At 75.0% G+C, this 26870-nt stretch carries 23 protein-coding genes and 1 pseudogene; 6 read left to right on the top strand and 18 right to left on the bottom strand.

Annotation, left to right across the window (positions count from 1 at the left end; genetic code table 11):
- Positions 1–10: 10 nt before the first annotated feature.
- Positions 11–721, bottom strand: coding sequence for a Pr6Pr family membrane protein (locus ACN27D_RS25880; RefSeq protein ID WP_421500217.1), 711 nt, complete (start codon positions 719–721; stop codon positions 11–13).
- Positions 722–744: 23 nt separating this feature from the next.
- A complete protein-coding gene (locus tag ACN27D_RS25885) occupies positions 745–1473 on the bottom strand; it encodes a hypothetical protein (protein ID WP_358173081.1) in 729 nt (242 codons plus the stop codon).
- 144 nt (positions 1474–1617) lie between these two features.
- Between ACN27D_RS25885 and ACN27D_RS25890 the strand changes: the two genes are divergently transcribed.
- Positions 1618–2508, top strand: a complete 891-nt coding sequence (locus ACN27D_RS25890) for a DUF72 domain-containing protein (protein ID WP_357899059.1) — start codon at positions 1618–1620, stop codon at positions 2506–2508.
- A gap of 36 nt (positions 2509–2544) precedes the next feature.
- Positions 2545–2754 (top strand): GTPase activator, encoded by a 210-nt coding sequence (locus ACN27D_RS25895; protein WP_358173079.1) that lies wholly within the window; start codon positions 2545–2547, stop codon positions 2752–2754.
- 1 nt (position 2755) lies between these two features.
- Here the strand turns inward: ACN27D_RS25895 and ACN27D_RS25900 are convergent, their stop codons facing one another.
- From ACN27D_RS25900 to ACN27D_RS25960, 13 genes and pseudogenes are all read right to left on the bottom strand, one after another.
- Entirely contained in the window at positions 2756–3139 is a 384-nt protein-coding gene (locus tag ACN27D_RS25900; protein WP_120573875.1) for a hypothetical protein, read from the bottom strand.
- 111 nt (positions 3140–3250) lie between these two features.
- Positions 3251–3880: a hypothetical protein gene (locus ACN27D_RS25905; protein ID WP_120573874.1), complete on the bottom strand. Its 630-nt coding sequence runs from the start codon at positions 3878–3880 to the stop codon at positions 3251–3253.
- Positions 3881–3964: 84 nt separating this feature from the next.
- Positions 3965–4822 (bottom strand): alpha/beta fold hydrolase, encoded by an 858-nt coding sequence (locus ACN27D_RS25910; RefSeq protein ID WP_358173077.1) that lies wholly within the window; start codon positions 4820–4822, stop codon positions 3965–3967.
- Between the two features lie 23 nt (positions 4823–4845).
- Entirely contained in the window at positions 4846–5826 is a 981-nt protein-coding gene (locus tag ACN27D_RS25915) for a glycosyltransferase family 9 protein (RefSeq protein WP_358173075.1), read from the bottom strand.
- Positions 5823–6518 carry an SDR family oxidoreductase gene (locus ACN27D_RS25920; RefSeq protein WP_421500218.1) on the bottom strand — a complete coding sequence of 232 codons (696 nt, stop codon included), beginning with the start codon at positions 6516–6518 and terminating at the stop codon, positions 5823–5825. The genes ACN27D_RS25915 and ACN27D_RS25920 overlap by 4 nt, the downstream gene beginning before the upstream one ends.
- Positions 6519–6539: 21 nt before the next feature.
- On the bottom strand, positions 6540–7940 hold the full coding sequence (gene rfaE2, locus ACN27D_RS25925) for a D-glycero-beta-D-manno-heptose 1-phosphate adenylyltransferase (protein WP_421500219.1): 1401 nt from the start codon (positions 7938–7940) through the stop codon (positions 6540–6542).
- Positions 7941–8108: 168 nt separating this feature from the next.
- Positions 8109–8860 (bottom strand): annotated as a pseudogene (locus ACN27D_RS25930) (D-sedoheptulose-7-phosphate isomerase).
- Positions 8860–10077 (bottom strand): glycosyltransferase, encoded by a 1218-nt coding sequence (locus tag ACN27D_RS25935; protein WP_120570735.1) that lies wholly within the window; start codon positions 10075–10077, stop codon positions 8860–8862. Before ACN27D_RS25935 ends, ACN27D_RS25930 begins: the two are co-directional and overlap by 1 nt.
- A complete protein-coding gene (locus ACN27D_RS25940; RefSeq protein ID WP_358173071.1) occupies positions 10062–11045 on the bottom strand; it encodes a glycosyltransferase in 984 nt (327 codons plus the stop codon). The genes ACN27D_RS25935 and ACN27D_RS25940 overlap by 16 nt, the downstream gene beginning before the upstream one ends.
- Positions 11046–11095: 50 nt before the next feature.
- Positions 11096–12664 carry an HAD-IIIA family hydrolase gene (locus ACN27D_RS25945; protein WP_358173069.1) on the bottom strand — a complete coding sequence of 523 codons (1569 nt, stop codon included), beginning with the start codon at positions 12662–12664 and terminating at the stop codon, positions 11096–11098.
- On the bottom strand, positions 12664–13680 hold the full coding sequence (locus ACN27D_RS25950) for a glycosyltransferase family 2 protein (protein WP_121683158.1): 1017 nt from the start codon (positions 13678–13680) through the stop codon (positions 12664–12666). Before ACN27D_RS25950 ends, ACN27D_RS25945 begins: the two co-directional genes overlap by 1 nt.
- Positions 13677–15329, bottom strand: a complete 1653-nt coding sequence (locus tag ACN27D_RS25955) for a carbamoyltransferase (RefSeq protein WP_421500220.1) — start codon at positions 15327–15329, stop codon at positions 13677–13679. Before ACN27D_RS25955 ends, ACN27D_RS25950 begins: the two co-directional genes overlap by 4 nt.
- 162 nt (positions 15330–15491) lie before the next feature.
- Complete coding sequence (locus tag ACN27D_RS25960) at positions 15492–16703, bottom strand: globin domain-containing protein (RefSeq protein WP_358192405.1); 1212 nt, start codon at positions 16701–16703, stop codon at positions 15492–15494.
- A gap of 155 nt (positions 16704–16858) precedes the next feature.
- On the opposite strand from ACN27D_RS25960, the gene ACN27D_RS25965 reads away from it, so the two are divergent.
- Together ACN27D_RS25965 and ACN27D_RS25970 are read left to right on the top strand one after the other, a co-directional pair.
- Entirely contained in the window at positions 16859–17296 is a 438-nt protein-coding gene (locus ACN27D_RS25965; protein WP_091423567.1) for an RrF2 family transcriptional regulator, read from the top strand.
- Positions 17296–17928, top strand: coding sequence for a class I SAM-dependent methyltransferase (locus ACN27D_RS25970; RefSeq protein ID WP_421500221.1), 633 nt, complete (start codon positions 17296–17298; stop codon positions 17926–17928). Before ACN27D_RS25965 ends, ACN27D_RS25970 begins: the two co-directional genes overlap by 1 nt.
- Before the next feature lie 40 nt (positions 17929–17968).
- On the opposite strand, the gene ACN27D_RS25975 is transcribed toward ACN27D_RS25970, so the two are convergent.
- Positions 17969–19225, bottom strand: coding sequence for a hypothetical protein (locus tag ACN27D_RS25975; protein WP_421500222.1), 1257 nt, complete (start codon positions 19223–19225; stop codon positions 17969–17971).
- A gap of 289 nt (positions 19226–19514) precedes the next feature.
- Between ACN27D_RS25975 and ACN27D_RS25980 the strand changes: the two genes are divergently transcribed.
- Both ACN27D_RS25980 and ACN27D_RS25985 read left to right on the top strand, forming a co-directional pair.
- Positions 19515–21629 carry a DNA gyrase/topoisomerase IV subunit B gene (locus ACN27D_RS25980; RefSeq protein ID WP_199733045.1) on the top strand — a complete coding sequence of 705 codons (2115 nt, stop codon included), beginning with the start codon at positions 19515–19517 and terminating at the stop codon, positions 21627–21629.
- A 32-nt stretch (positions 21630–21661) separates the two neighbouring features.
- The gene (locus ACN27D_RS25985; protein WP_358173059.1) at positions 21662–24151 is read left to right on the top strand and encodes a DNA gyrase/topoisomerase IV subunit A; all 2490 of its coding nucleotides are present in this window, start codon (positions 21662–21664) and stop codon (positions 24149–24151) included.
- A gap of 620 nt (positions 24152–24771) precedes the next feature.
- On the opposite strand, the gene ACN27D_RS25990 is transcribed toward ACN27D_RS25985, so the two are convergent.
- The gene (locus ACN27D_RS25990; protein WP_358173057.1) at positions 24772–26112 is read right to left on the bottom strand and encodes a uracil-xanthine permease family protein; all 1341 of its coding nucleotides are present in this window, start codon (positions 26110–26112) and stop codon (positions 24772–24774) included.
- 94 nt (positions 26113–26206) lie between these two features.
- Positions 26207–26842: an alpha-ketoglutarate-dependent dioxygenase AlkB gene (locus tag ACN27D_RS25995; protein WP_421500223.1), complete on the bottom strand. Its 636-nt coding sequence runs from the start codon at positions 26840–26842 to the stop codon at positions 26207–26209.
- Positions 26843–26870: the final 28 nt, after the last annotated feature.

A 26870-nucleotide genomic window follows, 5' to 3' on the forward strand; every position in this document is an offset into this window, starting at 1 on the left:
CGCTCGCCGCTCAGCCCGAGCCGCTGGTCTCCCGCTGGGCCACCGGGGGCTCCACCGGTTCGGCCGGGGCCGGCGGCTCCGCCGACTCGGTGCGCCCGGCCCGGGCGAGCAGCCGGTCCACGCCCACGAACAGCAGGCCCAGCAGCCAGAACACCGCGGCGAAGCCGACCGCGCTGACCGCGACCCCGTCGTAGCCCAGTTCGCCCGCGTCGATGAACGGGTACGGGTAGCTGGCCACGATCAGGCCGCGTACCAGCGCGAAAACGAGGTACCCGACCGGGAACGCCAGCCACCAGGCGGCGTACCGGGGGCGCAGCCGGCCGCGCCTGTCGAACAGCGCCCAGTCGGCGACCGCCAGCAGCGGCACCACTGTGTGCAGGAACTGGTTGCCCCACCACTCACCCGGTTGCCGGTCCGGCTGGGCCATGGCGAACGGGCTGGCCGGGTTGGCCAGCACCAGGTGGTAGACGGTGCCGGTGATGGTGATGTAGAGGGTCACCGCGCCCTTGAGGACGCTCGGCGGCTCCGGCCGGTCGCGCAGCGCGCACCAGGCGCCGTACCCGGCGAGGACGCCGACCGCCACGTTGCTCTGGACGGTGAAGTACGGCAGCAGGCCGGTCACGGTGGCCGGACCGAGCGCGGTGAGCACGATGCCGGCCAGCACGGCGAGCACCACGGCGAGGCGGAGGAGGATCGCCGGTAGGCGACGCCGGGGGGTCACGGGGGCAAGTTACCAGCCGGTCGTCAGCCGTTACGCCGCCCGGGCGGGGTGCCGGACGGCCGCCCGGCGTGCTCGGGGGCGGGGCCGTCCACGCCCGGTGGCGTGTCGCCCACGCCCGGCGGCGTGCCGTCCGGGCGGACCGGGTGCTCGGTCCTGCCGCCGCCCCGCTCCTGGCCGGACTTCCCCGGCGGGTCGCCCGCGCCCAGGAGCCCGGCGCAGTAGTCCGGCACGCGGTCGCGGCCCCCGGCGGCGCTGACGAGGTCGCCGAAGGCGGGCGTGCCCAGGGCGTGGCCCCGGTCCGGCTCGGCGACGGCCCGGTACGCGACGCACAGGCCGGACGGTTCGGACGGCTGTGGTGTCCCGGGCGCCGGCGAGCGGGCCGGCGGGCTCGGGCGGTCCGGCGGCGTGGGCGGTGCGGTGACGACCGGCGGCGCCGCCGGTCGGACGGCGCGCGGCAGGTTCCCGGTCGCGGCGAGCGCGACGCCGCCGGTGAGGGACGCGGCGAGCGCGGTCACTGCCAGCCGGACGCCGAACCGGGCCGGGACGCCGAACCGGGCACCGCTGCGGCGCATCCGTCGGGCCGACCGGAACGCCGCGACGGCGGCCGCCTCGCCGTCGAGTTCGCCCGTGCCGGGAGCGGCGCGGACCGCGTCCAGCACGGCGGCCAGCCCCGGCGGGGCGGACGGCGTGTCGCCGGAGCGGCCGGCGAGCAGCCGCTCGACGGTTTCCTGGTCCAGGCCGGATGCGTCCATCTCGTGACCCTCAGCGCCGCCACCCGGCCGGGCGTCACACTCCGGCACGTCCGGCCCACGGTGAGGTCGGTCACCCGGTGCCGGTCACGGCCCGGAGGGCATCTCCGGTTGCCGATGTCCCGCGGTCGCGGTGAACTGAATTACATGGGTGTCATCAAGGTGGGCACGTCCTCGTGGGCCGACCAGATGCTGGTCCGCTCCGGCTGGTATCCGCGTGGGGTCAACACACCCGCCGGGCGGCTCGGCTGGTACGCCGAGCGGTTCGGACTGGTCGAGGTGGACACGTCGTACTACGCCGTGCCGGTGCCGGAGACCACGGCGGGCTGGGCGGAGGCGACCCCGGACGGGTTCACTTTCGACGTCAAGGCGTTCCGGCTGTTCACCGGTCATCACACGCCGGTCGACGCGCTGCCCCGTGACCTGCGTCCGGAAGGCGGCCCGAGCCGGATCCGCTGGCGCGACCTGCCCGCCGGGGCGTACGACGAGTTGTGGGACCGGTTCCACGCGGCGCTGGTGCCGCTCGCGGCGGCCGACCGGCTCGGCGCCGTGCTGTTGCAGTTCCCGCCGTGGCTGGCCCGCGGCGAGGCGGCCCGGCGGCGGATCCTGGACGCCGCGCGGCGCTGCCGCCCCTGGCCGGTGACGGTCGAGCTGCGGCACTCGTCCTGGTTCGACGGGGACGCGATGGCCGACACCGTCACGTTCCTGCGTGAGCACGACCTCGGGTACGCCTGTGTGGACATGCCGCAGGGGCACGTCTCCTCGGTGCCGCCGATCCTGGTCGCCACCACCGACCTGGCCGTGATCCGGTTCCACGGGCACAGCACGGCCTGGGAGAGCGGCGACAAGCAGGAGCGGTTCCGGTACGCCTACGGCGAGGGGGAGCTGCGGCGCTGGTCGGTGCTGCTGCGCGAGCTGGCCGACCAGTGCGCCGAGCTGCACGTGCTGATGAACAACTGCTGCGGCGACCAGGCCCAGCGCGACGCCGCCCGCCTGGCCGACCTGCTCGGCGTCGCGCCCGCCGCCGCGCGCGCCTGACGTTTCCTCAGCCGTCGTCCGGGTACCGCCGGGTGCATGGACGAGCGCGAAGGGGGATCTGTGGAGAAGCGGCGCGGCGAGGACGAGCGGGACCCGCGAGCGACCCGGGAGGCCGAGGAGGCGCACGGCGGCAGCATGGCGCCGGGCCTGGTCGACGACACCGGGCACCCGGTGGCCGAGTCACCGGTGCCGGACAACGAGCCGTCGGTGCCGGGCCGGCCGGGTGAGGACGGCACCGGCTCCTGAGCTAGGGACGCGTCTCCGGGTGCATCCCGGTGGCCTCCTCCAGCGCGTTGTCGCCGAGGTCGCCGTCCGCGCTGTCGTCCGGGAACGTCCGCCCCGACGGGGCCGGATCGGGCGGCGCGCCCGGCCCGGCCTCGGGCGTCCGGGTCGGTTCCACGGATCCGAACCCGTGCCGGCCCGCCTTCGGCCCGCCCGGCCCGGCGCCGGCCGCCCGGCGTTCGCCGAGCCGCCCCTCGGGTACGGCGGTCTCCTCGCTGCCCTCGTCCATCGGGTCGCTGTCGCCGGCGCCCCAAGGCGGGTCGGCGTCGAAGCCGTCGGTGGTGCCCCACGGCGCGGCCGACTCCGGCCCTCGCCCGTCACCCGTACCCGGCCGGTCCCTGCTGGTCATGGTCACCTCGCCTGGCTGCTGATGTCCGTGCCGCCCGCCGACGGACGGCCTGCCCCGGTGCACCGCGCGGCCGGTGGCCCACCCCGATGTGGGTCGCCGGCCGCGCGGTGGTCAACGGGCCGCTCCGACCAGGGAACGTCCGGCGGCGCCCATGGTGGCCACCTTGCCGAGGTGCTTGGGCGCGGACATGATCCCGCCCGCGCGGTCCAGCATGCCCCGGAACACCTGGCCCGGTTTCTGCTGCTCACCCATGTACGCCGACACCACGACCAGCGCGCCGGTCAGTGCCGGGACCGCCCACTGGAGCAGCTTCATCTGCCGCTGGCTGGCGGCGACGCTGGCCGGGGTGTGGTGGTTGGGCTCGGTGGTCCCCTCGACCGGCGGCCCGCCGGCCTTCTCCAGCCGCATGCCGACCAGCCGGCTGTAGCCGGTCACCGCCAGCGCGCCGACCGTCAGCGCGGTCTTCACCGCGCTCACCCGTCCCACGCCCGCCTGGCGGGCCATTCGCGGGCTCTCGGTGACGAGTTCACCGACCGCGCCGGCCAGGTGCGCGCCGATCGCCGCCGCGTTGACGGGCGTCCACCGCGCCCAGCCGGCCGAGGCCACCGGCAGCCGCTCCGTCGTGTCGTTGATCCGTGCCGCCGCGCCGTTGACGCCCAGCGCCCCCATCAGGGAACCGCCGAACCAGGCCGCCAGGCCCAGGTCGTGCATCGAGCGCAGCGTGGTGTGCCGTTCTGACATCAGATCCCCCTCCGCCGTGTTCGGGCGGTGCGGCATACCCACGATCGGGCGACTCACGCCCGGCGTGGCGGGCAGGAGGAGGGTTCAGCGCCGGGGGAGCGTGCCGGCGAACGCGGCGATCCGGGCGGCCAGGGGACCCGACGCGCGTACCCAGGTGAAGTGGTCCAGCGGCGCGCCCGCCTCGGCGACGGTGTAGCGCTGCCGCGTCACGGGCGCCTCGGCCAGCTTCTCGCACAGGTGGTCGAGCGTCTCGTGCGGCGTGTACTGGTCGTCGTCCACGCTGACCGCGAGCACGGGCGTCCGGATCCGCCGCACGGCGGCCTCCGTGTCCACCCCGTCCAGCGCCGGGAACCGGCCGGTGCGGGCGGTGTGCGCCCAGTCCCGGATCACGCCGGCGGCCTGCCGGCCGCCGAAGCCCCAGCCGGGCCAGACGCCGAGGAGCCGGGCCGTCGCCGCGATCCCCTGGGTGTACGGCAGCACGCCCCACCCGCGCCGGCCCGGGTACCGCCGCCACCACGGCAGCCCCACCGCCACCAGCGCCAGCCCGTCCACCCGGCCGTCGTCGTGCAGCGCCTGGTGCAGCACCGCGACCTGACCGCCGAGGGAGTGCCCGAGCAGCAGCCGGGTGCGGCCGTCCAGCCGGGGCTTGAGCGCGTCGAGCACGGCGCCGATGTCGGCGGCCATCTCCTGGTAGCCGTACCGGCAGGCGCGCGACGGCGCGGGGGTGCTCTCGCCGGTGCCGCGCAGGTCGGCCACGATCACCGCCAGCCCGGCGTCGCGCAGCGCGGCGGCGAACGGCCGGTAGTAGCGGGCGCGCACGCCCATCGCGGGCCAGATCAGCACCACCGGCGCGCCGGGCGGACCGGCCGGCTCCGGGTAGACCTGCACGCCGATGCGCGCGCCGTCGACGTCGACGTACTCCTGGGTGTAGTCCCCGCTCACCCGGGCAAGCCTACGGCCCTAACCTACCGGCGGGTAGTAAGGGGTGTCCGTGCCCGCTGCACCGGCACGCGTGGGCGGTGCCGGGCGGCCCGTTCCACCCGGTCCACGGCGGCCAGCACGTCCGGCACGTCCAGCGCGGCGAGCGCCGGGTGCACGTCCTCGTCCCCGGCGGCCGGACGCGGACCGGCCCACAGCGCCTCGTGCCACGGCCGGTCCGGCGGCGGCCCCCACCACGACGGCGGCACCGGGCCGAACAGCAGCACCGACGGGGTGACGTAGGCGGTCGCCAGATGCCCGATGCCGGTGTCGCCGCAGAGCACCAGGCGGGCGTACGCGACGAGCGCGGCCAGCTCGCCCACGTCGGTCGCGCCGGCCAGCACCGCGTCGCCGGGCAGCCCGGCGGCCCGGGCCACCGCCGTCGCCAGCTCCCGTTCGGCGGGGCTGCCGGTCACCACCACCCGGTGCCCGCGCCCGGCCAGCTCCCGGGCCACCGCCGCGAAGCGCGCCACCGGCCAGCGCCGCTGCGCCGCCTTCGCCCCGGGATGCACGATCGTCACGCCGGCCGGGAACCCGTCCGGCGCCGGGCGGCGCAACGCCAGGTCGGCGCGGTCGGCGGGCACGCCGTACCAGGCCAGCATCCGGCACCAGCGGTCCACCTCGTGCTCGTCGGCCCGCCACGGCGGCCCGTCCGGCACGCCCGCCTCGGGGCCGGCGAAGGCCAGCAGCCGGCCCGGCCGCAGCGCGGCCAGCATCAGATGCGACTGCGGGCCCCGGCCGTGCAGGTTGACCGCCGTCTCCGGCGGCGGCCCGGACCAGGGCAGCGGCCCCAGCCCGTCCGCGTGGACCTGCCGGTCCACGCCGCCCACCAGCTCGACCAGCGGTGCCAGCCAGCGCGGCGCGACCAGCGCCAGCTCCTTCCCGGGGTACGCGGCACGCAGCGCGCGCAGCGCCGGCACCCCGGTCGCGAGGTCGCCGACGCCGAGCGCGCGCAGCACGAGGATCACGGGTACGACGACTCCTGCTCGGCGCAGACCACCAGCTCGCGTACCGCGCAGCCGGGCGGCTGGGTCAGCGCGAACATCACCGCCTCGGCGGTGTCCGCCGGGTCGTTGAGGATCGCGTCCGCCCCGGGCTTGTACTTCTCGTCCCGCTCGTCGAAGAACGCGGTCCGCATCCCGCCCGGGACCAGCAGCGTCACGCCCACCGAGCCGGCCAGTTCGGCGGCGAGCGCCCGGGTGAAGCCGACCACCCCGAACTTCGCCGCGCAGTACGCCGTCGCGTCGCTCACCGCCTTCACGCCCAGCGTCGACGCCACGGTGACCACAGTGCCGTGCGCGCGCTCCAGCTCGGGCAGCGCGGCCCGGATCACCGCGGCGGTGCCGAGCAGGTTGATCGCCACGATCCGGTCCCAGACCGCGCCGTCGACGTCGCCCAGCCGCCCCGGCACGTCCATGCCGGCGGCGGTCACCACGCCGGTCAGCTCACCGGCCTGCTCGGCGATCCGCCGGGTGGCCGCCTCGGCGGCGCGGCTGTCGGCCAGGTCGCACTCGACCCAGGGCACGCCGTCGGCGGGCGCGCGGCGGTCCAGCACGTACGGCCGCCCGCCGGCCTTGGCCACCGCCGCCACGACCGCCGCGCCGAGCCCGCTCGCGCCACCGGTGACGAGCACCGCCTGGCCGTTGATGTCCCTGCTCATGCCGGACTCCTTCTCGCTCGTTCAGACCACTGTTCGGACCAGGTGCAGGCCGCGCTGGCGCGCGGCGGAGATGGTGCCGGTGGTGGACCGGCCGGACAGGTAGGGGACGGTGACCACCCGGCCGCCCCAGCGGCGTACCAGTTCCGCCTCGGGCAGCTCCACGTCGCCGTAGTCGCCGCCCTTGACCCAGACGTCCGGCCGCAGCCGGGCCAGCACCTGGTGCGGGGTCGGCTCGTCGAAGACCACCACCGCGTCGACGCAGTCCAGCGCCGCCAGCAGCCGGGCCCGGTCCTCGGCCGGGTTGACCGGGCGCTCCGGTCCCTTGAGCCCGCGCACGCTCGCGTCGGAGTTGAGGCAGACGACCAGGCAGTCACCGAGGCGGCGGGCCGCGCGCAGCGTGGACAGGTGCCCGGCGTGCAGGATGTCGAAGCAGCCGCCGGTGGCGACCACAGTGCCGCCGTCGGCGCGTACCGCGGCGATCAGATCCTCGGCGGCGCGCGCCGGATCCCGCGGGGCCGGTTCGTGTTCCCGGCGCAGCCCGGCGGCCCCGCCCGCCGCCACGTACGCCGAGGCGGCCTCCACCGCCGCGCGGACCGCCTCGGCGATCGGCGCGCCGTCGCCGAGCGCCAGCGCCGCGGCGGCGGCGAACCGGTCCCCGGCGCCGCAGGTGTCGTCGACGTGCTCCGGCACCGACGACGGGGGCAGCACCAGCGGGGTGGCGCCGCCGTGGCACAGCACCGCACCGTCCGGGCCCATGGTCACCGCCACCGCGCCGACCCGCCACCGGTGGCGCAGCTCCTGCCCGGCCCGGGTGGCGGTGGTGAGCGGCGAACCGCCACCCGCGTCGCCGGTCACCCGGCGCAGCTCGTCGAGGTTCGGTGTGGTCAGCCGGGTGCCGGGCACCGGGGCGGGGCCGCGCGGGTGCGGATCCCAGACCACCGGCGCGGCCGCCTCGGCCAGCGCGGCGCGCAGTGTCGGCTGCCGCAGCAGGCCGCGCCCGTAGTCGCTGACCAGGATCGCGCCGGCCCGGCCGAGCAGCTCCCGTACCGCCTGCGACGGCTCTCCCGGCTGCTGCGGGTCGCCGCCGCGATCCAGTCGCAGCAGCGTCTGCCCGCCGGCCCGCAGCCGGATCTTCTCCGCTGTCGCGCCGGGCAGGCGCATCGGGTAGAGCGCGACGCCCGCGCCGGTCAGCAGCTCCGCCAGGCGCGCGCCACCGGCGTCGTCGGCCAGCGCGGTGACGAGGGCGACCTCGCCGCCGTCGGCGGCCGCGAGCAGCGCCGCGAGTCCCGCGCCGCCCGGCCGGTCGGTGGCGGTGCGCTCGTCGAGCACCGGCACCGGTGCGTCCGGGCAGACCCGGCTGACGGTGCCGTCCACGTCGCGGTCCAGCAGCGCGTCGCCGACGACGACCAGCGGGCCGTTCACGACTCCACCCAGCCGGTGCCGGTGTCGCCGTCGCGGCGGCGGCCGTTCGCCGCGCGCCCGTCCGCCGCGCATCCGTCCGGCGGCGCGAATCCGTGCGGGCCGTGCCCGTTCGGCCCGTGGCCGTTCGTCGCATGCCTGTTCGTGCCGTGGCCGTTCGCGGCGTGGCTGTTAGGCCCGTGGCCGTTGGGCCCGTGGCCGTTGGCGCCGAACGGTGCCGCGCCGTCGACAGCGGCCAGCACCAGGCCGTCCCACCCGGCCCGGTCCGGGCCGCCCTCGGCCGCCGTCCGGCCGGTGCGCTCCACGGATACGGAGTCGACCGGCCGCCACGGCGCGTGCGGGAGGTGCCGGACCAGCGGCAGCGCCTGGTCGACGTACTCGCACAGCAGGTGCGTGGAGACCAGGTGCAGTTCCTGCACGACCTGGCTGTCCGGCGACGGCACAGCCAGCGCGTCGTGGCAGAGGTCGGCGAGGGGGTTGGGTGCGGGTCCGGTGAAGGCCCAGCAGCGTAGTCCGGTCTGGTGGGCGGCGTGGGCGGCGGTGAGGAGGTTGGTGCTGGTGCCGCTGGTGGACAGGAGTAGGAGGATGTCGTGGGGTCGGCCGTGGGCGCGTACTTGTCGGGCGAAGGTTTCGTCGTATCCGTAGTCGTTGGCGATGGCGGTGAGGGCGCTGGTTTCGGCGTGCAGGGCGATGGCGGACAGGGGTTGGCGGTCGTGGCGGAGTTTGCCGACGAGTTCGGCGGTGAGGTGCTGGGCTTCGGCGGCGCTGCCGCCGTTGCCGGCCACCAGCAACCGCCCGCCCCGGGCCAGCGTCCACGCCAGTTCCGTGCCCCAGGCGGCCAGCCGCTGCGCCTCCCGCCGGTACGGCAGCAGGGCCGCGGCCAGCCCGGTCAGGTGCGTCTCCAGCGGGTCGGGACCGGTCATCACGCCACCGCCGGTGTGGGCCGGGCCGCGCTGGTCAGCGTGCCGTAGACCGCGCCGAGCTGCTCGGCGCACCGCTTCCAGGAGTACCGGCTGCGGATGCGGTCGAGCGCGGCGGTGGCGTACGCGAACCGGCGCACGTTGTCGCCGAGCAGCCGGCGCAGCGCGGTGCCGAGCGCGCGGGGGTCACGCGGCGGCACCAGGTCGCCGGTGAGCCCGTCCACCACGCTGTCGGCGATGCCGCCCACGTTCGTGCCGATCACCGGCACGCCGCAGGCCATGCCCTCCAGCGGGGTGAGCCCGAACGGCTCGTACCAGGGGGCGGCCACGAGCACGTCCGCCGACCGGTACCAGGCGCCCATCTCCTCGCGCGGCACGCCGCCGAGCAGCCGTACCCGGTCGGCCACGCCGCACGAGTCGGCGAGCGCGGACAGCCGGCGGGCGAACGTGTCGGCGGGCAGCAGGTGGGCCGGCGGGCCGCCGACCACGACGCACTCGGCGTCCGGCACCGCCGGCAGCGCCCGCACCACGTCCAGGAAGCCCTTGCGTTCGACCATCCGCCCGACGGTGAGGATGCGCGGGCGCGCCGGGTCGCGTGGCGCGACCGGGCCGTCCGGGCGGAACACCGCCTCGTTGACGCCGGACGGGACCAGCGCCATCCGGGACCGGGGCACGCCCATCCGGACCAGCTCGGCGACCTCGTCCGAGCACTGCACGACGACCCGGTCCACGGCCCGGCCGAGCGCCCGCTCGTAGCCGGCGCGCCCCGGTGGACTGGTGTCCCGGGCGCCCTGGTGGCGGCGCTTCACGGTGCCGAGCGCGTGGTACGTCAGCACCGTCGGCACGCCGGTGCGGCGGCTCGCGTGCACGGTCGCCAGTCCGCTCATCCAGAAGTGCGCGTGCGCCACGTCCGGGGTCCAGCCGCCGCGCCGCCAGGTGTCGGCCAGCCAGCTGCCGAATTCCCCCATGTACGGCAGCAGGTCGTCCTTCGGCACCCGCCGGGCGGGACCGGCCGGCACGTGGCACACCTGGTAGCCGTCCGGCGCGCCGACCACCTCGGGCAGCGTGGGGGAGTCGCGGCGGGTGTAGACGCGGACGTCGTGTCCCGCGCCGGTGAGCGCGGACGCGAGTTCCGCCACGTGCGTGTTCTGGCCGCCCGCGTCCTCCTCGCCGAGGGCGGCGAGTGGGCTGGCGTGCTCGGAAATCATCGCGATGCGCATGTCTCCTCCTCCAGGATCCGGTCCCAGTCGGCGAGGAAGCGGTCCAGACCGAACCGTTCCTTCGCCACCTCGCGTGCCCGTGCGCCGAGCCGGTACGCGGCGTCGGCGTCCTCGGTCAGCCAGTGCGCCGCCTCCACGAGCGTGTCGACGCGGGTGGACAGCACCCCGGCGTCCGGTGGGACGGCGTCCACCGCTTCCGTGGTGGCCAGTGCCACCACGGGCATGCCCATGGTCATGGCCTCGATGAGGCTGAGGCCGAGTGAGGTCCAGCGGCACAGGTGCAGGTACGCGCGCCGTTTGGCCAGCTCGGCGTGCATGGCGTGCTGCGGCAGGTCGTCGTGCCCGGTGACCGGCAGCCCCGGGAAGCCCGCCGCGGTGAGCGCGTCCGGCAGCCCGGCCACGCCCATCCCGTACACGTCGAGCGGGGCGACCGCCGCGAAGCGCGGCATGAGGTCGGTGCCGGTGACCCGCCAGCGGCGTACCGGTTCGTTGGTGACGACGGCGAGGCGGTCGAGTTCGCCGGTCCACTCGACGGCGGGCGGTACGACGCCGTGGTCGACCACTGTGGTCCTGGTGGCGCCGTTGTCCCAGAACAGTTCGTTGAACGCGGTGACGTGGGTGAGCAGCAGGTCGTCGCGGTCGGCCATCGGGTGCCGGGTGTTGGGCACGTCGCCCTTGGGCGTGTTGTGCTCGACGTAGATCGCCGGCACGTCGCGGCCTGGCCGGCGGCCGAGCCATTCGGCGGCCAGGTCGATCTCCTCCGGGCGTTGCAGGATCACCAGGTCCACGTCGGTGTCGCGCAGTTCCTCGGGGGTGACCTCCACGGCGCTGTCCGGCCACGGGTAGGTGCGCGCCCGGCCCAGCCCGTACGGACCCCGGTCCGGGGTGACCGGCACCAGGTAGCGGTGCTTGCCGTGCACGAAGGACGTCGTCCAGGAGCCGTGCACGTGCCACAGCAGTACGTTCATCTCTCTCCTCGGGGGCGACGGTTGCGGTGCTCGACGGCGGCGCGGGCGGGTCAGCCGGGGGCCAGCGTGCGGACGGCGGCCACCACCGCGCCCGGGTCGACGCCGCTCAGGCACGGGTGCCCGGGGACCGGGCAGACGGTGGCGCGGGTGTCCCGGCACGCGGCGCCCGCGTCACCGAGGCGCACCGTCGGCACCCGGTACGGTCCCCACTGTCCGAACGGCACAGTGGGTGCGAACAGGCTCACCACCGGCACGCCGAGCGCCGCGGCCAGGTGCGCCGGCCCGGTGTTGCCGACCACCAGGCACCGGGCGCCGGTGAGCAGCCGGGCGAGCCCGGCCAGGTCCGTCGTACCGCCCAGGTCCACGCCTGCGGCGGCGGCCACCTCGGCGGTCAGCGCCCGCTCGTCCGGCCCGCCCGTCACCAGCACCCGCCGGCCGTCGGCTGCCAGCGCGGCCACGATCCGCGTCCAGAGCTGCGGCGGGCAGGCCCGGGCGGGCACCGACGCGCCGGGGTGCACCACGACGTACTCCCCGCCGGGCGGTTCCGGGTCCGGCCCGGTCCGCACGCGCAGCGCCGGTTCGTCCTGGTCGGGCAGCGCGAAGCCGGCGGCGGCGGCGAGGGACAGGGCGCGTTCGGGTTCGGGTACGCCGGCCGGGACGCGGTGGCGGACGTCGAGCAGGCTGCCGGGGTAGTCGTCGCTGATCGCGCTGATCCGGGGTACGCCGGCCAGGCGTAGCAGCAGGGCCAGGGGCAGGGCGGACTGGTGGAAGGAGGTGAACACGACCGCCTCGTCGGCGCGTACCGCCGCCAGCCGGTCGGTCAGTGCGCGCATGTCGTCCGGGTCCACCGGCGCGGGGGAGCCGTCGATCCAGGGCAGGGGCCACTCGATGACCTCGTCGACGCCGGGCAGCAGTTCGGCGGCGGCCCGGCCACGTGGCCCGCACAGCAGCACCACGCGCGCCGCGCCGGCCGCTACCGCCCGGATGCCCGGCCCGGTCACCAGCACGTCTCCGGCGGAGTCGCTGCGGACCACCAGCACCGTGCCGGTCGTCCGGGGCGTCACCGGCCGGACCGCCCGCGCCCGGCGCAGGATCTCGTCCACCGCGGCGGGCAGGTCCCGGGCCACGGCCGGCGCGGCGGCGACCTCCTCGGGCCGGGTGACAGGGGTGGGTACCAGCACACCAGTGGCGCCGGCGGCGAGCGCGGCGGTCATGTCCCGGCCGATGTCGCCGACGAGCACGCACCGGGACGGCGTGGTGCCGAGCGCGCGCGCCGCCTCGTGCACCAGGCCGGGTGCCGGCTTGCGGCAGGCGCAGCGGTCGCCGTCGTCGTGCGGGCAGATCGCCCAGTGGTCGAACGGGCCCAGCAACTCCTCGATCCGGGCGTGCACGGCGTGCATCTGGGCCTCGGTGAACAGGCCCCGGGCCAGGCCGGACTGGTTCGTCACCACCGCCAGCCGCAACCCGGCCGCGCGCAACCGGTCCAGCGCCTCCCGGGCACCGGGCACCGGCCTTACCTTCTCCGGGTCGCCGTTGTACGGCACGTCCTCCACCAGCGTGCCGTCGCGGTCCAGCAGCACCGCGTCGTACAGCCCGCGCGGCAGCTCGGGGGTGGACATCAGCGGCCGTCCCCGGCCGGGACGGCGCGGGCGCGCCACCAGCCGCGTACCCAGTGGAGCGTCGCCAGCGGCGGGATGAGCGCGCTGGTGACGAGCATGGTGGCGACCTCGTCCGGGGTGCGCGGACCGGGTGCGATCCGGGCCCGGGCGAACTCGGCGGTCCCGGCCGCCCACCCGAGCGCGGCCAGGCCGCCGGCCACGCCGAGCGCCCGCCGCGCCGGCTGCCGGACGGCGGCCCGCGCCGCGACGGCGGCGAGGGCCACAGTGCCCGCAGCGGTGATCGCGGCGTGCCGGGGCCGCCGCCCCGGCGGCAGGTCCAGGTCGGTGCGCCAGCGGCGGCCGTAGCGGCGGCGCAGCAGCGCGTCGTCGGCGTTGCCGCGCTGCGTGCGCAGGCTGACCCAGCGGCTCTCCGGTCGCACCGGGTGGGTCACCCGTCGTTCGCCGCGCACCAGCTCCCAGCCGGCGCGGCGGACCCGGTGGGCCAGCTCCGCGTCCTCCCGGTAGGCGCGCGGGAACCGCTCGTCGAACCCGCCGACGGCGGCGAGCGCGGCCCGCCGGTACGCCATGTCCGCGGTGATCCACCGCCCGTCGGCCAGCCCGGCGGTGCCGCGTTCCCAGTCCGTGGGGCGCCGGTGCTCAGGCAGCGGCACCTCCACCACGCCCTGCACGCCGCCGACCCGGCCGGGCACGGCCAGGTCGGCGCGCATCCGCGCCGCCCAGTCCGGCGCCGGGACCACGTCGTCGTCGAGGAAGACCACCCATTCGCCCCGGGCCGCGCGCCAGCCCAGGTTGCGGGCGGCCGCAGGCCCCGCGCCGCGCCCGGTCAGCACCTTCGTGTACGCGGTCAGCGCCCCCGGCACGGCCAGCTCCCCGGCGTCCTCGCCCCGGTCGTCGACCAGCAGCAGCTCGACGTCGCTCGCGGCGTCGCTTCTCTTCTCACCCAGTTGGGCGGCGAGCGCGTCCAGCAGCGCGGCCAGGCTGGGGCGGCCCAGCGTGGGCACCACCAGGCTGATCACCGGTCACCGCCGAGCGCCCGGCGGCGTACCGCGAACGGACCGAGCGCGAGCAGGTCCACCGGCGCGGAGCCGAACAGCTCCATCGCCTCGCGCGGCGTGTCCACCATGGGCCGTCCGGCGGTGTTCAGCGACGTGTTTACCACCACCGGCAGGCCGGTACGCCGCTCGAACTCGGCGAGCATCTCGGCCACCAGCGGCTCGGTCTCGGCGTGCACGGTCTGCACCCGGGCCGTGCCGTCCACGTGGGTGACGGCCGGGATGCGGTCCCGCCACTGCGGCTTCACCCGGTGCACGAACAGCATGTACGGGCTCGGGAACACGCCCTCGAACACGCCCGGGAAGCGTTCCGCGCGCACCATCGGGGCGATCGGGCGGAACTGCTCCCGGCCCTTCACGTCGTTCATCCGGCGGGTGGTGTCCCGGTCGCCCGGGTGGGCGAGCAGCGACCGGTGGCCGAGCGCGCGCGGGCCGTACTCGCTGCGCCCCTGGTACCAGGCGACGATGCCGTTGCCGGCGAGCACCTCCGCCGCCTCGGCGGCGATCGACTCCGGCCGGGTGTACGGCAGCGCCGCGCGCCGCAGCTCGGCCTCCAGTTCCTCGTCGGACCAGCCCCGGCCCAGGTCCACCCCGGTCATCGGGGCGGTCCGGTCACCGAGTTCGGCGGCGACGTGCAGCGCCGCGCCGAGCGCCGTGCCCGCGTCACCGGCGGCCGGCTGCACCCACACGTCGCGGTACGGGCCCTCGGCGGCGATCCGCGCGTTCGCCACGCAGTTCAGCGCCACTCCGCCGGCCATGGCGAGGGTGCGGGCGCCGCCGGAGGCGTCGTGCAGCCAGCGGGCCAGGTCGAGCACGACCTCCTCCAGCCGCCGCTGCACGCTGGCGGCCAGGTCGGCGTGCGCCTCGCCCAGCTCCGTCCCCGCCTCGACGCGCTTGGCCAGGCCCGCCCAGTCGATCGGCTCGACCCGGAAGCCGCCGTCGTCGGTGACCCGGACCAGCTCGCGCAGCGCGTCCAGGTGCTTCGGCGTGCCGTACGAGGCCAGCGCCATCACCTTGTACTCGTCGCTGGAGTGGAGGAAGCCCAGGTGTCGGGTCAGGTCCTCGTAGAGCAGGCCGAGCGAGTGGGGCAGTTCCTGCGAGCGCAGCGGCGACAGCCGCCCGTCGCGGTAGACGCCGGCCAGGTGGCTGGCCACCTCGCCCCGGCCGTCGAGCACCAGCACCGCCGTGTCGTCCCCGGCCGGCGGCGCGGCCAGCCCGGCCGAGGCGGCGTGCGCCACGTGGTGCGGGACGAACCGCACCTTCTCCGGGTCGAGGCCGGGCAGCGCGGCGGCGAGGAACTGCGGCGCGCGCCGCGCGTAGTCCACCCGCAACCCGTCCCACGGGTCGGCCAGCCCCAACTCGGCCGCGTCGCGGCACAGGCCGGGATCGAAGGAGTACGCGACCGCGTCGAGCCGGTCGACGTCGATGCCCGCACTGGCCAGGCACCACGCTGCGGACAACTCGGGCAGCTCCCACGCGGAGAACGGCACCGGCCGTTTGCCGTGCTTGCGGCGGCTGAACCGCTCCTCTTCGGCGGCGGCCACCACCCGGCCGTCGACCACCAGGGCGGCGGCCGGGTCGTGGAAGATCGCGTTGATGCCAAGGACGCGCATGGGTGGACCCGTACCCTCGGGTTCCGCCCCTAACCAGTAGATCATCGACTTCTCTGCGGGCCCGTCTCCTCCGCTGTGGAGGCTCCGGGCCCTGGCCAGGGCATCGACACGCGTCCCCGGACCGAAAAACGGGTCTGCGGAGTCCTGTTTCGCGGCGGGGCGTCAGCCCGGCAGCATCCCGGGGCCGAACACCTCGTAGGCGATCCGCTCGGCCGGCACACCCCGGCGCAGCAGGTTGCCCCGCACCAGGTTCATGAACGCGATCGGGCCGCACAGGTGCACGGCCGCCCCGGCGGGCAGCGGGAGCCGGTCCGGGTCGATCAGTCCGGCGGACACCTCCGCCTTCAGGCCGGGCAGGTCGGCCCCGGCGGCGTCGAGATACCAGAGCTGGACGGCCAGGTTCGGCAGCCGCTGCTGGAGCGCGGGGAGTTCCGCACGCAGCGCGTGCGCCTCGGCGTCCCGGTCGGCGTGCGCCAGCGTCACCCGGCGTCCGGGGTCGCGGTCGGCCAGGTGCGCCAGCGTCGCCATCGCCGGGGTGAGCCCGATGCCGGCGCTGACCAGCAGCAGCGGCCCGTCGCCGCCGGTGGCGTCCACGTCGCCGAACGCCGGGCTGAGCCGCAGCGTGTCGCCGACGGTCACCCGGTCGTGCAGGTGACCGGAGACCATCCCGTCGGGCGCGCCGCCCTCCCCGCGTACCCGCTTCACGGTGATCCGCCACTGGTCGGCGCCGGGGCGGCCGGAGAGGCTGTACTGGCGGATCTGCTGTCCCCGGCCGCCGTCCAGGTCGACGGCGACCGAGACGTACTCGCCGGGGGTGAAGCCGGGCGCGGCGCCGCCGCCGGCCGGCGCGAGGGTGAGCGAGACGACGTCGGCGCTCTCCCTGGTGCGGCCGGTGACCCGCCAGTCCCGCCACACCGGGCCGCCCTCGGGCACGCCGGCGCCGGCGTAGAGCCGCGCCTCGCGGGCGATCAGCTCGCAGGCCAGCAGCCAGTAGACCTCGTCCCAGGCGGCGGCCACCTCCGGGGTGACCGCGTCGCCGAGCACCTCGCCGACCGCGGCGAGCAGGTGCCGCCCGACGATCGGGTACTGGGTGGCGGTGATGCCGAGCGAGGCGTGCTTGTGCGCGATCCGGTCCAGGATCGGGCCCCACGGCATGCCGGTGTCGCCGGTCAGGTGCGCCGCGTACGCGACCACGGCGGAGGCGAGCGCGGCCTTCTGCGCCCCGGTGGCCTGGTTGCCCCGGTTGAACAGGTCCAGCAGGTCCGGGTGGGCGTCGAACATCCGCTGGTAGAAGCGGCCGGTGATGGCCTCGCCGTGCGCCCGCACGACGGGCAGGGTGGCGGTCACGACCGCTGCTGAGGATTCCGAGAGCACGACCGAATCTCCTTCCGGGGCTCGAACAGGTCGATCCCCACGAAACAGGAATCAGCAATTCCTGTTTTAGGGCCGAAGGTCCCGGTGCCGGGGTGGCATGGGTCACCGTGAATCTGCTTGTGTCCTGGACGGCGCCGAGTGGCTAGGGTCGGGGCGTGAGGCTCAACCGGTCGACCGACATGGCGCTGCGGATCGCCATGCTGACCGCCGCGTCCCCGGTGCGGGCCACAGTCGACGAACTCGCCACCCGGCTCGCGCTGCCCCGCAGCCACGTCGCCAAGGTGGTGCAGCGGCTGCAACGCATCGGGGTCCTGGTGACCATCCGGGGCCGCTCCGGCGGTGTGGCCTTCGCCGAGCACGCCGCGGACATCACCGTCGGCCAGGTGGTCCGCGCCTTCGAGGGCGACGGCGAGGTGGTCGACTGCGCGCAGCCGGTCTGTCCGCTGATCGCGGAGTGCCGGCTGCGCGGTGAGCTGCGCCGCGCGCAGGCCGCGTTCCTCGCCGTGCTCGACGGGGTACGCCTCGGCGACCTGGTCGACGGATCCGCCGGCCCGCTCCTGCTCAGCCTCGGCGCGCCACCGGCCGGTCGCTGATGGCCGTCTCCCATCCGATCTTCTCCCGGCTGTTCGCCCGCGCCAGCGTCGCCATGGACCAGGCCGGCATGGCCGAGCACCGCCGCCGCCTGGTCGCCGGGCTGCGCGGCCGGGTGGTCGAGGTCGGCGCCGGCAACGGGCGCAACCTCGCGCACTACCCGCCGGGGGTGAGCCGCGTGGTCGCCGTCGAGCCGGAACCACGCCTGCGTGCCCTGGCCCGCGCCGCCGCGCCCGGCGCCCCGGTCCCGGTGACAGTCGCCGCCGGTCTCGCCGAGGCGCTGCCGGTCGCCGACGGCGCCGCCGACGCGGTGGTGCTGTCGCTCGTGCTCTGCTCGGTGCCGGACCAGGCGGTCGCGCTGCGCGAGGCGCGGCGGGTGCTGCGGCCCGGCGGGGAACTGCGCTTCTACGAACACGTGGTGGCCCGGACCTCCGGCCTGCGCCGGGCCCAGCGCATCGCCGACGCCACGCTCTGGCCGCTGTTCTGCGCCGGCTGCCACACCGCCCGGGACACGGTGGCAGCGATCCGGGCCGCCGGCTTCGAGGTGACCGAACTGGACCGGTTCCGCTTCCCGCCGACCGGGCTGCCGGCCCCGGCCTCGCCGCACGTGCTCGGCACCGCGATCCGGGCCTGACGCCGGACCGGGCCGGATGCCCGGCCCGGTCCCGGCGCGCTCAGCTCACATTCACCGTGCCGTCCGGGGCGCGGACGCAGGAGACGGTACGGGCGCCGGTGGCCGCCGCCCCGGCCAGGCACCGGCCGAGCACCTTGTGCCCGGCGGCGTTCGGGTGCCACGACTCCTGGCAGGTCTGGAAGTACGTGCCACAGGCGTTGGCGATCCGCTGGATGTCGAGCTTGTCGTACCCGGAGAGGCTGGTGACGAACGTGCCGGTCGGGCCGTCCATCAGCCGGATCGGCGTGGCCAGGGCGTTGCCCGGGCTGCCGGTCGACTCGCAGAGCCGGGCGCCGTCGAACGCGCGCTGCACGTTCAGGTAGACCAGGTCGTCCTGCGGGAACTCGGCGGCCAGCGTGCCGCGTACCGAGCTGACGAGCGTGCCGAGCCCCTGCGAGAAGCGGTGGCCGGGCGCCAGGCTGGCCCGGTGGATCGGGCAGCCGGCCGCGTACCGCTCGGCGCCCAGCGCGCGGAACTTGTCCCGGGTGTCGTCGCGGCTGTCCTCGGTCCAGTAGCTCTGGTCCAGCTCGAACGGCAGCGGGTTGGTGTAGTCCTGGAACACCACCCGGTGCCGGCCGTCGGCGTCGATCTGGTCCAGCGTGGCCAGCAGCTGCCGCAGCGCCGTGGTGGTCTCCGCGGTGGCGGCGGTGAACTGCGCGGCCGTGCCCAGGTCGGCGTCGGTGCACGGCTTCTGCTCCACCGGCCCGCCCAGGTACGCCCAGAACTCCCACCAGCCGGTCCACGCGTCGGCGATGAACCGGTTGGCGCACTTCTCCGCCACGCTGCCGAAGGTGAACGAGCTGTTGTTCGAGCCGAGGCCGACGAGGACCAAGTCGATGTCGTGGGTCCGGGCCACCGTCCGGAGCTGGTCGAGCTGGGCGGCCACCTGCCGCCCCTTGGCCCGCGTCGACGAGGCGTTCGCGATGTCGTACGGCTGGCCGCCCGAGCAGGCCAGGTTGAACCGGGCGGAGATGCCCGGCAGGTTCGCCTGGAACAGTGAGGCGTTCGGCGAGCGGTGGCAGAAGTAGGCGTTGGCGTTGGCGGCGGACCAGCCGGGGAAGCCCTGGGCCACCCCGTTGACGTCCACCACCGGCGCGTACGCCCCGGCGCCCTCACCGCTGATGAAGCTGTCGCCCAGCGCCACCGCGGCGGTGGGCAGCGCGGCGGCAGCGGGCCGGGCGGGCGCCGCGGCGGCGGGTAACGCGACCGTGGCGAGCGCCAGCGCCGCCGCGAGCACGGAACGACGGAACACGGACATGCCCGACCTCCCAGACATCGAAATGTGAAAGATTCTTCAGGGGGGCGATCAGATCACGCGCGTGTGACGGACGTCAATGGTTCGACATCCGCGGCCCCGCACCGGGGAAGACATCCGGCGCCCGGGGCGTTGTGCGGCCTGGACCCCCAGCCCGTCCCGCCGGCCGCCGTACACGGCCGCGGCGGGGACCCGGCCGGCAGGCCGATCGCGCAACGCACCGCCCCGGTGCCGCCGACCTGTCGGGGCACCCGGCTAGGCTCGCTCCGGCGCGCCGCGCCCGGCGATCATCGTGGGGGGATCACACGGTGAACGGCACCACACCGCCGAGACCTGGGAGTACGACCAGTTGACCGCACAGCCTGACACCCTCTACGGGGCCGACGACCTGACGCATCTGGAGGGCCTCGACGCCGTCCGCAAGCGCCCGGGCATGTACATCGGCTCGACCGACAGCCGTGGCGTGGGTCACCTCGTCAACGAGATCCTCGACAACTCGACCGACGAGGGTGTCGCCGGTCACGCCACCAGAGTCGACGTGATCCTGCACGCCGACGGCTCGGTCCAGGTCGACGACGACGGCCGGGGCATCCCCACCGACGTGCACGCCAAGTCCGGCATCTCCGGCGTCGAGCTGGTGCTGACCCGCCTGCACGCGGGCGGCAAGTTCGGCGGCTCCGGCTACAAGACCTCCGGCGGCCTGCACGGCGTCGGCGCGTCGGCGGTCAACGCGCTGTCCCGCCGCTTCGACGTCACCGTCCGGCGCGGCGGCAAGGTCCACGCCATGTCGTTCCGCCACGGCGTCCCGGGCGTCTTCGACGGCGACGGCCCCGACGCGCCGTTCACCCCGGGCCCCGGCCTCCAGATCGTCGGCGCGATGAAGCGCGGCCAGCGCACCGGCACCTCGATCCGCTGGTGGCACGACCCGCGCTACTTCGAGACCGGCGCGGCGCTCGACACCGAGACGGTCCGGCTCAAGCTGCGCAACACCGCGTTCCTCGTCCCCGGCGTGGCCTACCGGCTGCGCGACGAGACCGGCGAGGAACCCGTCGAGGAGAGCTTCCACTTCCCCGACGGCCTCACCGACATGGTGGAGTTCCTCGCCCCGGCCGGCGACCGGCCGGTCTCCGGCACGCTGCTGGTCACCGGCGAGGGCACCTACCGGGAGAACGCCGCCGACGCCAACGGCGTCATGCAGTCCAACGTGCAGCGACGTGCCGAGGTCGAGGTGGCGTTCCGCTGGGGCACCGGCTACGAGCGCACCGTCGAGTGCTTCACCAACACCATCCGCAACGCCCACGGCGGCACCCACCGCAAGGGCTTCGAGCGGGCGCTCGCCCGTACCCTCGCCGAGGCCGCCCGCAACGCCCGCGGCCTGCTCAAGCCCAAGGAGGACGCGCCCACCCTGGACGACGTCCTGGAGGGCATGACGGCTGTGGTGCACGTGCGCATCCCCGAGCCGCAGTTCACCTCGCAGACCAAGGACGAGCTGTCCACCGCCGGCATCACCAAGGTGCTCCAGGGCCTGGTCGAGGCACACCTCAAGAGCTGGCTGGACGACCGCCGGACCAAGGCCGAGGCCCGTACGGTGCTCCAGAAGATCGTCGACGCGGCCCGGGTCCGGCTCACCCAGAAGCAGCAGAAGGACGCCGCCCGCCGCAAGACCGCGCTGGAGGGCGCGGCCATGCCGGCCAAGCTCGTCGACTGCCGCGCCACCGGTGTGGAGCGCAGCGAGCTGTTCATCGTGGAGGGCGACAGCGCGCTGGGCACGAGCCGCATGGCCCGCTCGTCGGAATACCAGGCGCTGCTGCCCATCCGCGGCAAGATCCTCAACGTGCAGAAGGCCAACCTCCAGCAGGTGCTGGACAACGCCGAGTGCGCGGCCATCGTGCAGGTGCTCGGCGCCGGCTCCGGCCGGACGTTCGACCTGTCCGCCCTGCGGTACGGCCGGGTGCTCATCATGGCCGACGCGGACGTCGACGGCGCACACATCCGTACCCTCCTGATCACGCTGTTCGCCCGCTACATGCGGCCGCTGATCGAGGCCGGGCGGCTCTACGCGGCGATGCCGCCCCTGCACAAGATCACCACGAAGGGGCGCAACCCGCAGACCGTCTACACCTACACCCAGGCCGAGATGGAGGCGACCGTCCGCAAGCTGGAGAAGGCCGGCAAGCAGATCGTCACCCCGATTCCGCGCTTCAAGGGCCTCGGTGAGATGGACGCCGACGAGCTGTGGGAGACCACCATGAATCCGGCCACCCGGGCGGTCCGCCGGATCACGCTCGACGACGTCGAGGCCGCCGAGCGGATCCTCGAACTGCTCATGGGGGAGAAGGTCGAACCCCGCCGCAACTGGCTGATCGACTCCGCCGACCGGGTCGACCGCGACGCCATCGACGCCTGACCAACGGGTTCGTCTCGGAAGGAAACCGCACCATGGCACGCCGCAAGGACGACCGCGCGAAGGCGGACCTGGCCGCCTTCGATCAGGCCGGCGCCCGCGTCTTCGACAACCCGCTGGTCACCGAGGTCTCGGACTCCTACCTGGAGTACGCGTTCTCGGTCATCCATTCCCGCGCCCTGCCCGACGCGCGCGACGGGCTCAAGCCGGTGCACCGGCGCATCCTCTGGTCCATGCACGAGCAGGGCCACCGACCGGACCGCGGCCACGTCAAGAGCGCCCGGATCGTCGGCGACGTGATGGGTAAGTACCACCCGCACGGCGACACCGCGATCTACGACGCGATGGTGCGGCTGGCGCAGGACTTCTCGCTCAACGTCCCGCTCATCGACGGGCACGGCAACTTCGGCAGCCCGGACGACGGCCCGGCCGCGGCCCGCTACACCGAGGCCCGGATGTCCCGGGAGGCGATGCTGCTCACCGGCGAGCTGGGCGAGGACACCGTCGACGTCGAGCCGAACTACGACGGCTCGCTGACCCAGCCCACCGTGCTGCCGGCCGCGTTCCCGAACCTGCTCGTCAACGGCGCGTCCGGCATCGCGGTCGGCATGGCCACCAACATGATCCCGCACAACCTCGCCGAGGTGGTCCAGGCCGCCCGCTGGCTCATCAACCACCCGGACGCCACGCTCGACAAGCTCATGGAGTTCGTCCCCGGCCCCGACCTGCCGACCGGCGGGCTGCTGCTCGGCCTGGACGAGGTGCGCCGCGCGTACGAGACCGGGCGCGGCGTGGTGCGCATGCGCGGCCGGGTGGAGATCGGCCCGCTGGAGGGCAGCCGCGGCCGGCAGGCCATCACCGTCACCGAGCTGCCGTACGGCGTCGGCGCCGAGAAGGTCATCGCGGCCATCACCAACGAGGTCAACAAGACCAAGCGGCTCACCGGCATCGCCGACGTCAAGGACCTCACCGACCGGGAGAACGGCACCCGCCTCGTGGTGGAGTGCAAGGTCGGCGTGAACCCGCAGGCGCTGCTGGCCGACCTCTACCGGCTCACCCCGCTGGAGCAGTCCTTCGGCGTGAACAACCTGGTGCTCGTCGACGGCCAGCCCCGCACGCTCGGGCTCAAGGAACTGCTCGACGTGTTCCTGGCCCACCGCTACGAGGTGGTGACCCGGCGCAGCGCGTACCGCAAGCGCAAGCGGGAGGAGCGCCTGCACCTGGTCGACGGCCTGCTGATCGCTCTGCTCGACATCGACCGGGTGGTCAAGCTGATCCGCGCCAGCGAGGACGCCCAGGCCGCCAAGGACGGCCTGATGCAGAAGTTCAAGCTCTCCGAGATCCAGGCGGCCTACATCCTGGACACCCCGCTGCGCCGGCTGACCAAGTACGACCGGCTGGAGCTGGAGGCCGAGCAGGAGAAGCTGCGCGGCGAGATCGCCGAGCTGTCGAAGATCCTGGACGACGAGAAGGTACTGCGGAAGGTGGTCTCCGACGAGCTGGCCGCAGTGGTCAAGCAGTTCGGCGCGCCGAGGCGGACCACGCTCGTCGACGGCGACCTCAAGGAGGTGCTCGCCGCCTCGGTGCCCGCCGGTCCGCTGGAGGTCGCCGACGACCCGTGCCAGGTGATCCTCTCCGCCACCGGTTTGGTGGCGCGGACCGCGGCCGAGTCGGAGGAGGCCGCCGAGGCGCGCCGGCGCAGCGGCCGGGTCAAGCACGACGCGGTACGCGCGATCGTGCACTCCACCGCCCGCGGCCGGGTGCTGCTGGTGACCAGCGCCGGCCGCGCGTTCAAGATCGACGTGCTGCCGTTGCCGGTGCTGCCGGAACAGTCCGGCACGGTGTCGCTGCGCGGCGGCATGTCGGCGGCGGAACTGGTGCCGCTGGAGCCCGGCGAGACGGTCGTCGGGCTCGCCCCGCTCGGGCCGTCCGCGCAGGGGTCGCCCGGCCTGGCGCTCGGTACCCGCGCGGGCGTGGTGAAGGTGTGCGCCCCGGACTGGCCGGTCCGCTCCGACGAGTTCGAGGTGATCTCGCTGCGCGACGGCGACGAGGTGGTCGGCGCGACCTGGCTGACCGACGGCGCCGAGACGCTGGCGTTCGTCTCCTCGGAGGCGTCGCTGCTGCGCTTCGCCGCAACCGTGGTACGCCCACAGGGGCTCAAGGGCGGCGGCATGGCCGGCATCAACCTGCCAGGCGACGCCCGGGTGGTCTTCTTCGGCGCGATCCGCACCGACGACGCGAAGCACGGTGAGCCGATGGTGGTCACCTCGACCGGCGCCACGGTCAAGGTGACGCCGTTCAAGGCGTACCCGGCGAAGGGCAGGGCGACCGGCGGCGTACGCGCGCAGCGGTTCCTCAAGGGCGAGCTGGAGCTGTCGGTGGCCTGGATCGGTCCGCGACCGGTGGGCGCGACGGCCACCGGCGACCCGGTGGAGCTGCCCCCGGCCGACCCGCGCCGAGACGGTTCCGGTTTCGCCGTGATGCTCGGCCCCACCGTCGTAGGCCATCACATCGACCGCGACTGACGGGGTTGGGGCGGGCGGCCCGGCCCACCCGCCCCAACCGCTCAGTCGCCGCCGCTCGTCCCCTGCCTCCGCCCGCCCCCGGCCCTTGCCGCTGCGCCCCTCCCGGCCCCGCCCAACCCGGTTGATCAAGGAGTTAGCGGCCTTTTCACGCCCCGCGCCGACCACAAACTCCTTGATCACCGCAGCGGGTGGTGCGGCCTACCAGGGCACCCGGGGCGGCTGGCGGCCGCTCGGCGCTGGGATGCCCGGTCGCACTTCCATCGCGCGGTGATCAAGGAGTTTGCGGACTCTTCGCGCCTTCTACCGACCACAAACTCCTTGATCACCGCTGCGGGCGCTCCTGCCGCACTGGCCGCCCGGGGTGGCTGGCGAGTTCCGGGCGTCTGGGCACTCGCCCCCCACTCTGCACGGTCGATCATGAGGTTAGCGGCGACAAAACGGACACCGATCGCCGCTAACCTCATGATCGACGCGGTCGGGCCCTCCGGGTGACCTGATCGCACCCCCACCGCCTGTTGACCATGAAGTTGGCGGGCGTGAATCGGGCAAACTGTGCCGCTAACTTCATGATCAACGGGGCGAGGGCGGGCGAGGGCGGGTGGGGCGGCGGTGGGGTGGGGTCAGAGTTCGGGTTCGGGGGACTGGCGGGACTCGGGGGTGGTGCCGCGCAGGCGGGCGATCAGGCGCATGCCGTGGTAGATCGCGAGGGCGGCGGCCGTGCCCAGGGCGATGCCGTTGAACGACAGGTCGCCGGCCGTCAGCGTGTAGTTGGCGGCGCCGATGATCACCGCCACCGCAGCGGTGAACAGGTTGATCGGGTCGTGGAAGTCGACCCGGCTCTCGATCCAGATCCGGGCGCCCAGGATGGCGATCAGGCCGTACAGGGCGGTGGTGGCGCCACCGAGCACACCGGCCGGGACGGTCAGGATCAGCGCGCCGAACTTGGGGCAGAGCCCGAGCAGGATCGCCGTGGCGCCGGCGATCCAGTACGCGGCGGTGGAGTAGACGCGGGTCGCCGCCATCACGCCGATGTTCTCCGCGTACGTGGTGGTGCCGGAACCGCCGCCGGACCCGGCCAGCACCGTGGCGACGCCGTCGCCGAGCAGCGCCCGGCCCATGTCGCGGTCGAGGTTGCGGCCGGTCATCGCGGCGACCGCCTTGACGTGCCCGGCGTTCTCCGCGATCAGCACCAGGATCACCGGGATGACCAGCACGACGGCGCGCGCGTCGAAGCTCGGCGTGTGGAACTCGGGGAAACCGACCCAGGCCGCCTGACGAAGGCCACTGACCGCCTGCTGGTCGAGGTTGCCGGTGAGCGCAGCGAGCACCCAGCCGACCACCACGCCGACGAGGATCGACAGCCGCGCCACGAAGCCGCGGAACAGCACTGTGGTGAGCAGGATCGCGACGAGCGTGACCACGGCGATCAGCGGCTGTGCCTTCACGCCGGTGCCGGATCCGTCGCCGTCCCAGGCCACCGGCGCGAGGTTGAGGCCGATCAGCATGACGATCGCGCCGGTGACCACCGGCGGCATCAGCGCGTCGATCCAGCGGGAACCGGCCACCTGCACCACGACGCCGACGATCGCCAGCGCGACGCCCGCGACGACGATGCCGCCGAGGGCCGCGCCGATGCCGCCGTCGGTCTTCGCGGCCAGCACCGGCGCGATGAACGCGAACGACGAGCCGAGGTACGAGGGCAGCCGGTTGCCGGTGATCAGCAGGAACAGCAGCGTGCCGAGCCCGGAGAACAGCAGCGTGGTGGCGGGCGGGAACCCGGTGATCAGCGGGACGGTGAAGGTGGCGCCGAACATGGCGACCACGTGCTGGACGCCGACGCCGATGGTGCGCGGCCAGGAGAGCCGTTCGTCGGGTGCGACCACGTCGCCGGGGCGTACGTGGCGGCCGTCGCCGTGCAGGGTCCACGGGGACCAGCGGGAGGAGGTGGGGGACTGGGTCATCGGTCGCCCTTCGCGTCATCGGGTGACGGGGGCGTGATCGACCCTGGGGGTTGTTTCTAGCACGTGCCCTGGCCAGATGTGGGCCCGCCCCGGCTCAGGCGACGCCGGTGGGACGGAACTGGACGCTGACCCGGGGGCCGACCGGGCGGGTGGTCTTCGGCACCGCGTGCTCCCAGGTGCGCTGGCAGGAGCCGCCCATGACGACGAGGTCGCCGTGGCCGAGCGGGAACCGCAGGCTGCCGCCCCCTCCGCCGCGGGGGCGCAGCAGCAGCGCGCGCGGGGAACCGAACGAGACGATCGCGACCATGGTGTCGGTGTGCGCGGAGCGGCCGAGGGTGTCGCCGTGCCAGGCCACGCTGTCACGACCGTCGCGGTAGAGGCACATGCCGGCGGTGACGAACGGCTCGCCCAGCTCGGGCGCGTAGTGCCGGGTGAGCGCGTCCCGGGCCGCGGTGAGCACCGGGTGCGGCAGCGGCCGGCCGGCGGCGTACCAGCAGAGCAGCCGGGGCACGTCGACCTCGGCGTCGTACATGGTGCGGCGTTCGGCCCGCCAGGGCACCTCGTGGCGCAGCGTGTCGAGCACCTCGTCGGAGCCGCGCACCCAGCCGGGCAGGTGGTCGACCCAGGCGCCCCGGCTCAGCTCGTGCCGGCGCAGCGCCCCGGCGAGCGGGCCCAGGGTCGGGCCCTGCTCGGCCAGGTCGAGCATCGAGGGCTGGTACGCGTCGGACACGCAGCCGATCGTACCGTGCTCTCGAACA

Origin of the sequence: Micromonospora sp. WMMD1274 (genome assembly GCF_049179035.1) — a bacterium.
GTDB lineage: Bacteria > Actinomycetota > Actinomycetes > Mycobacteriales > Micromonosporaceae > Micromonospora > Micromonospora tulbaghiae.

Bases quoted from the DNA above. Each gene is read 5' to 3' on its own strand.
- ACN27D_RS25885 (WP_358173081.1), bottom strand. From the start codon at position 1,473: ATGGACGCATCCGGCCTGGACCAGGAAACCGTCGAGCGGCTGCTCGCC.
- ACN27D_RS25890 (WP_357899059.1), top strand. From the start codon at position 1,618: ATGGGTGTCATCAAGGTGGGCACGTCCTCGTGGGCCGACCAGATGCTG.
- ACN27D_RS25895 (WP_358173079.1), top strand. From the start codon at position 2,545: ATGGACGAGCGCGAAGGGGGATCTGTGGAGAAGCGGCGCGGCGAGGAC.
- ACN27D_RS25900 (WP_120573875.1), bottom strand. From the start codon at position 3,139: ATGACCAGCAGGGACCGGCCGGGTACGGGTGACGGGCGAGGGCCGGAG.
- ACN27D_RS25905 (WP_120573874.1), bottom strand. From the start codon at position 3,880: ATGTCAGAACGGCACACCACGCTGCGCTCGATGCACGACCTGGGCCTG.
- ACN27D_RS25920 (WP_421500218.1), bottom strand. From the start codon at position 6,518: ATGAGCAGGGACATCAACGGCCAGGCGGTGCTCGTCACCGGTGGCGCG.
- ACN27D_RS25935 (WP_120570735.1), bottom strand. From the start codon at position 10,077: ATGCGCATCGCGATGATTTCCGAGCACGCCAGCCCACTCGCCGCCCTC.
- ACN27D_RS25940 (WP_358173071.1), bottom strand. From the start codon at position 11,045: ATGAACGTACTGCTGTGGCACGTGCACGGCTCCTGGACGACGTCCTTC.
- ACN27D_RS25945 (WP_358173069.1), bottom strand. From the start codon at position 12,664: ATGTCCACCCCCGAGCTGCCGCGCGGGCTGTACGACGCGGTGCTGCTG.
- ACN27D_RS25955 (WP_421500220.1), bottom strand. From the start codon at position 15,329: ATGCGCGTCCTTGGCATCAACGCGATCTTCCACGACCCGGCCGCCGCC.
- ACN27D_RS25970 (WP_421500221.1), top strand. From the start codon at position 17,296: ATGGCCGTCTCCCATCCGATCTTCTCCCGGCTGTTCGCCCGCGCCAGC.
- ACN27D_RS25975 (WP_421500222.1), bottom strand. From the start codon at position 19,225: ATGTCCGTGTTCCGTCGTTCCGTGCTCGCGGCGGCGCTGGCGCTCGCC.
- ACN27D_RS25985 (WP_358173059.1), top strand. From the start codon at position 21,662: ATGGCACGCCGCAAGGACGACCGCGCGAAGGCGGACCTGGCCGCCTTC.
- ACN27D_RS25990 (WP_358173057.1), bottom strand. From the start codon at position 26,112: ATGACCCAGTCCCCCACCTCCTCCCGCTGGTCCCCGTGGACCCTGCAC.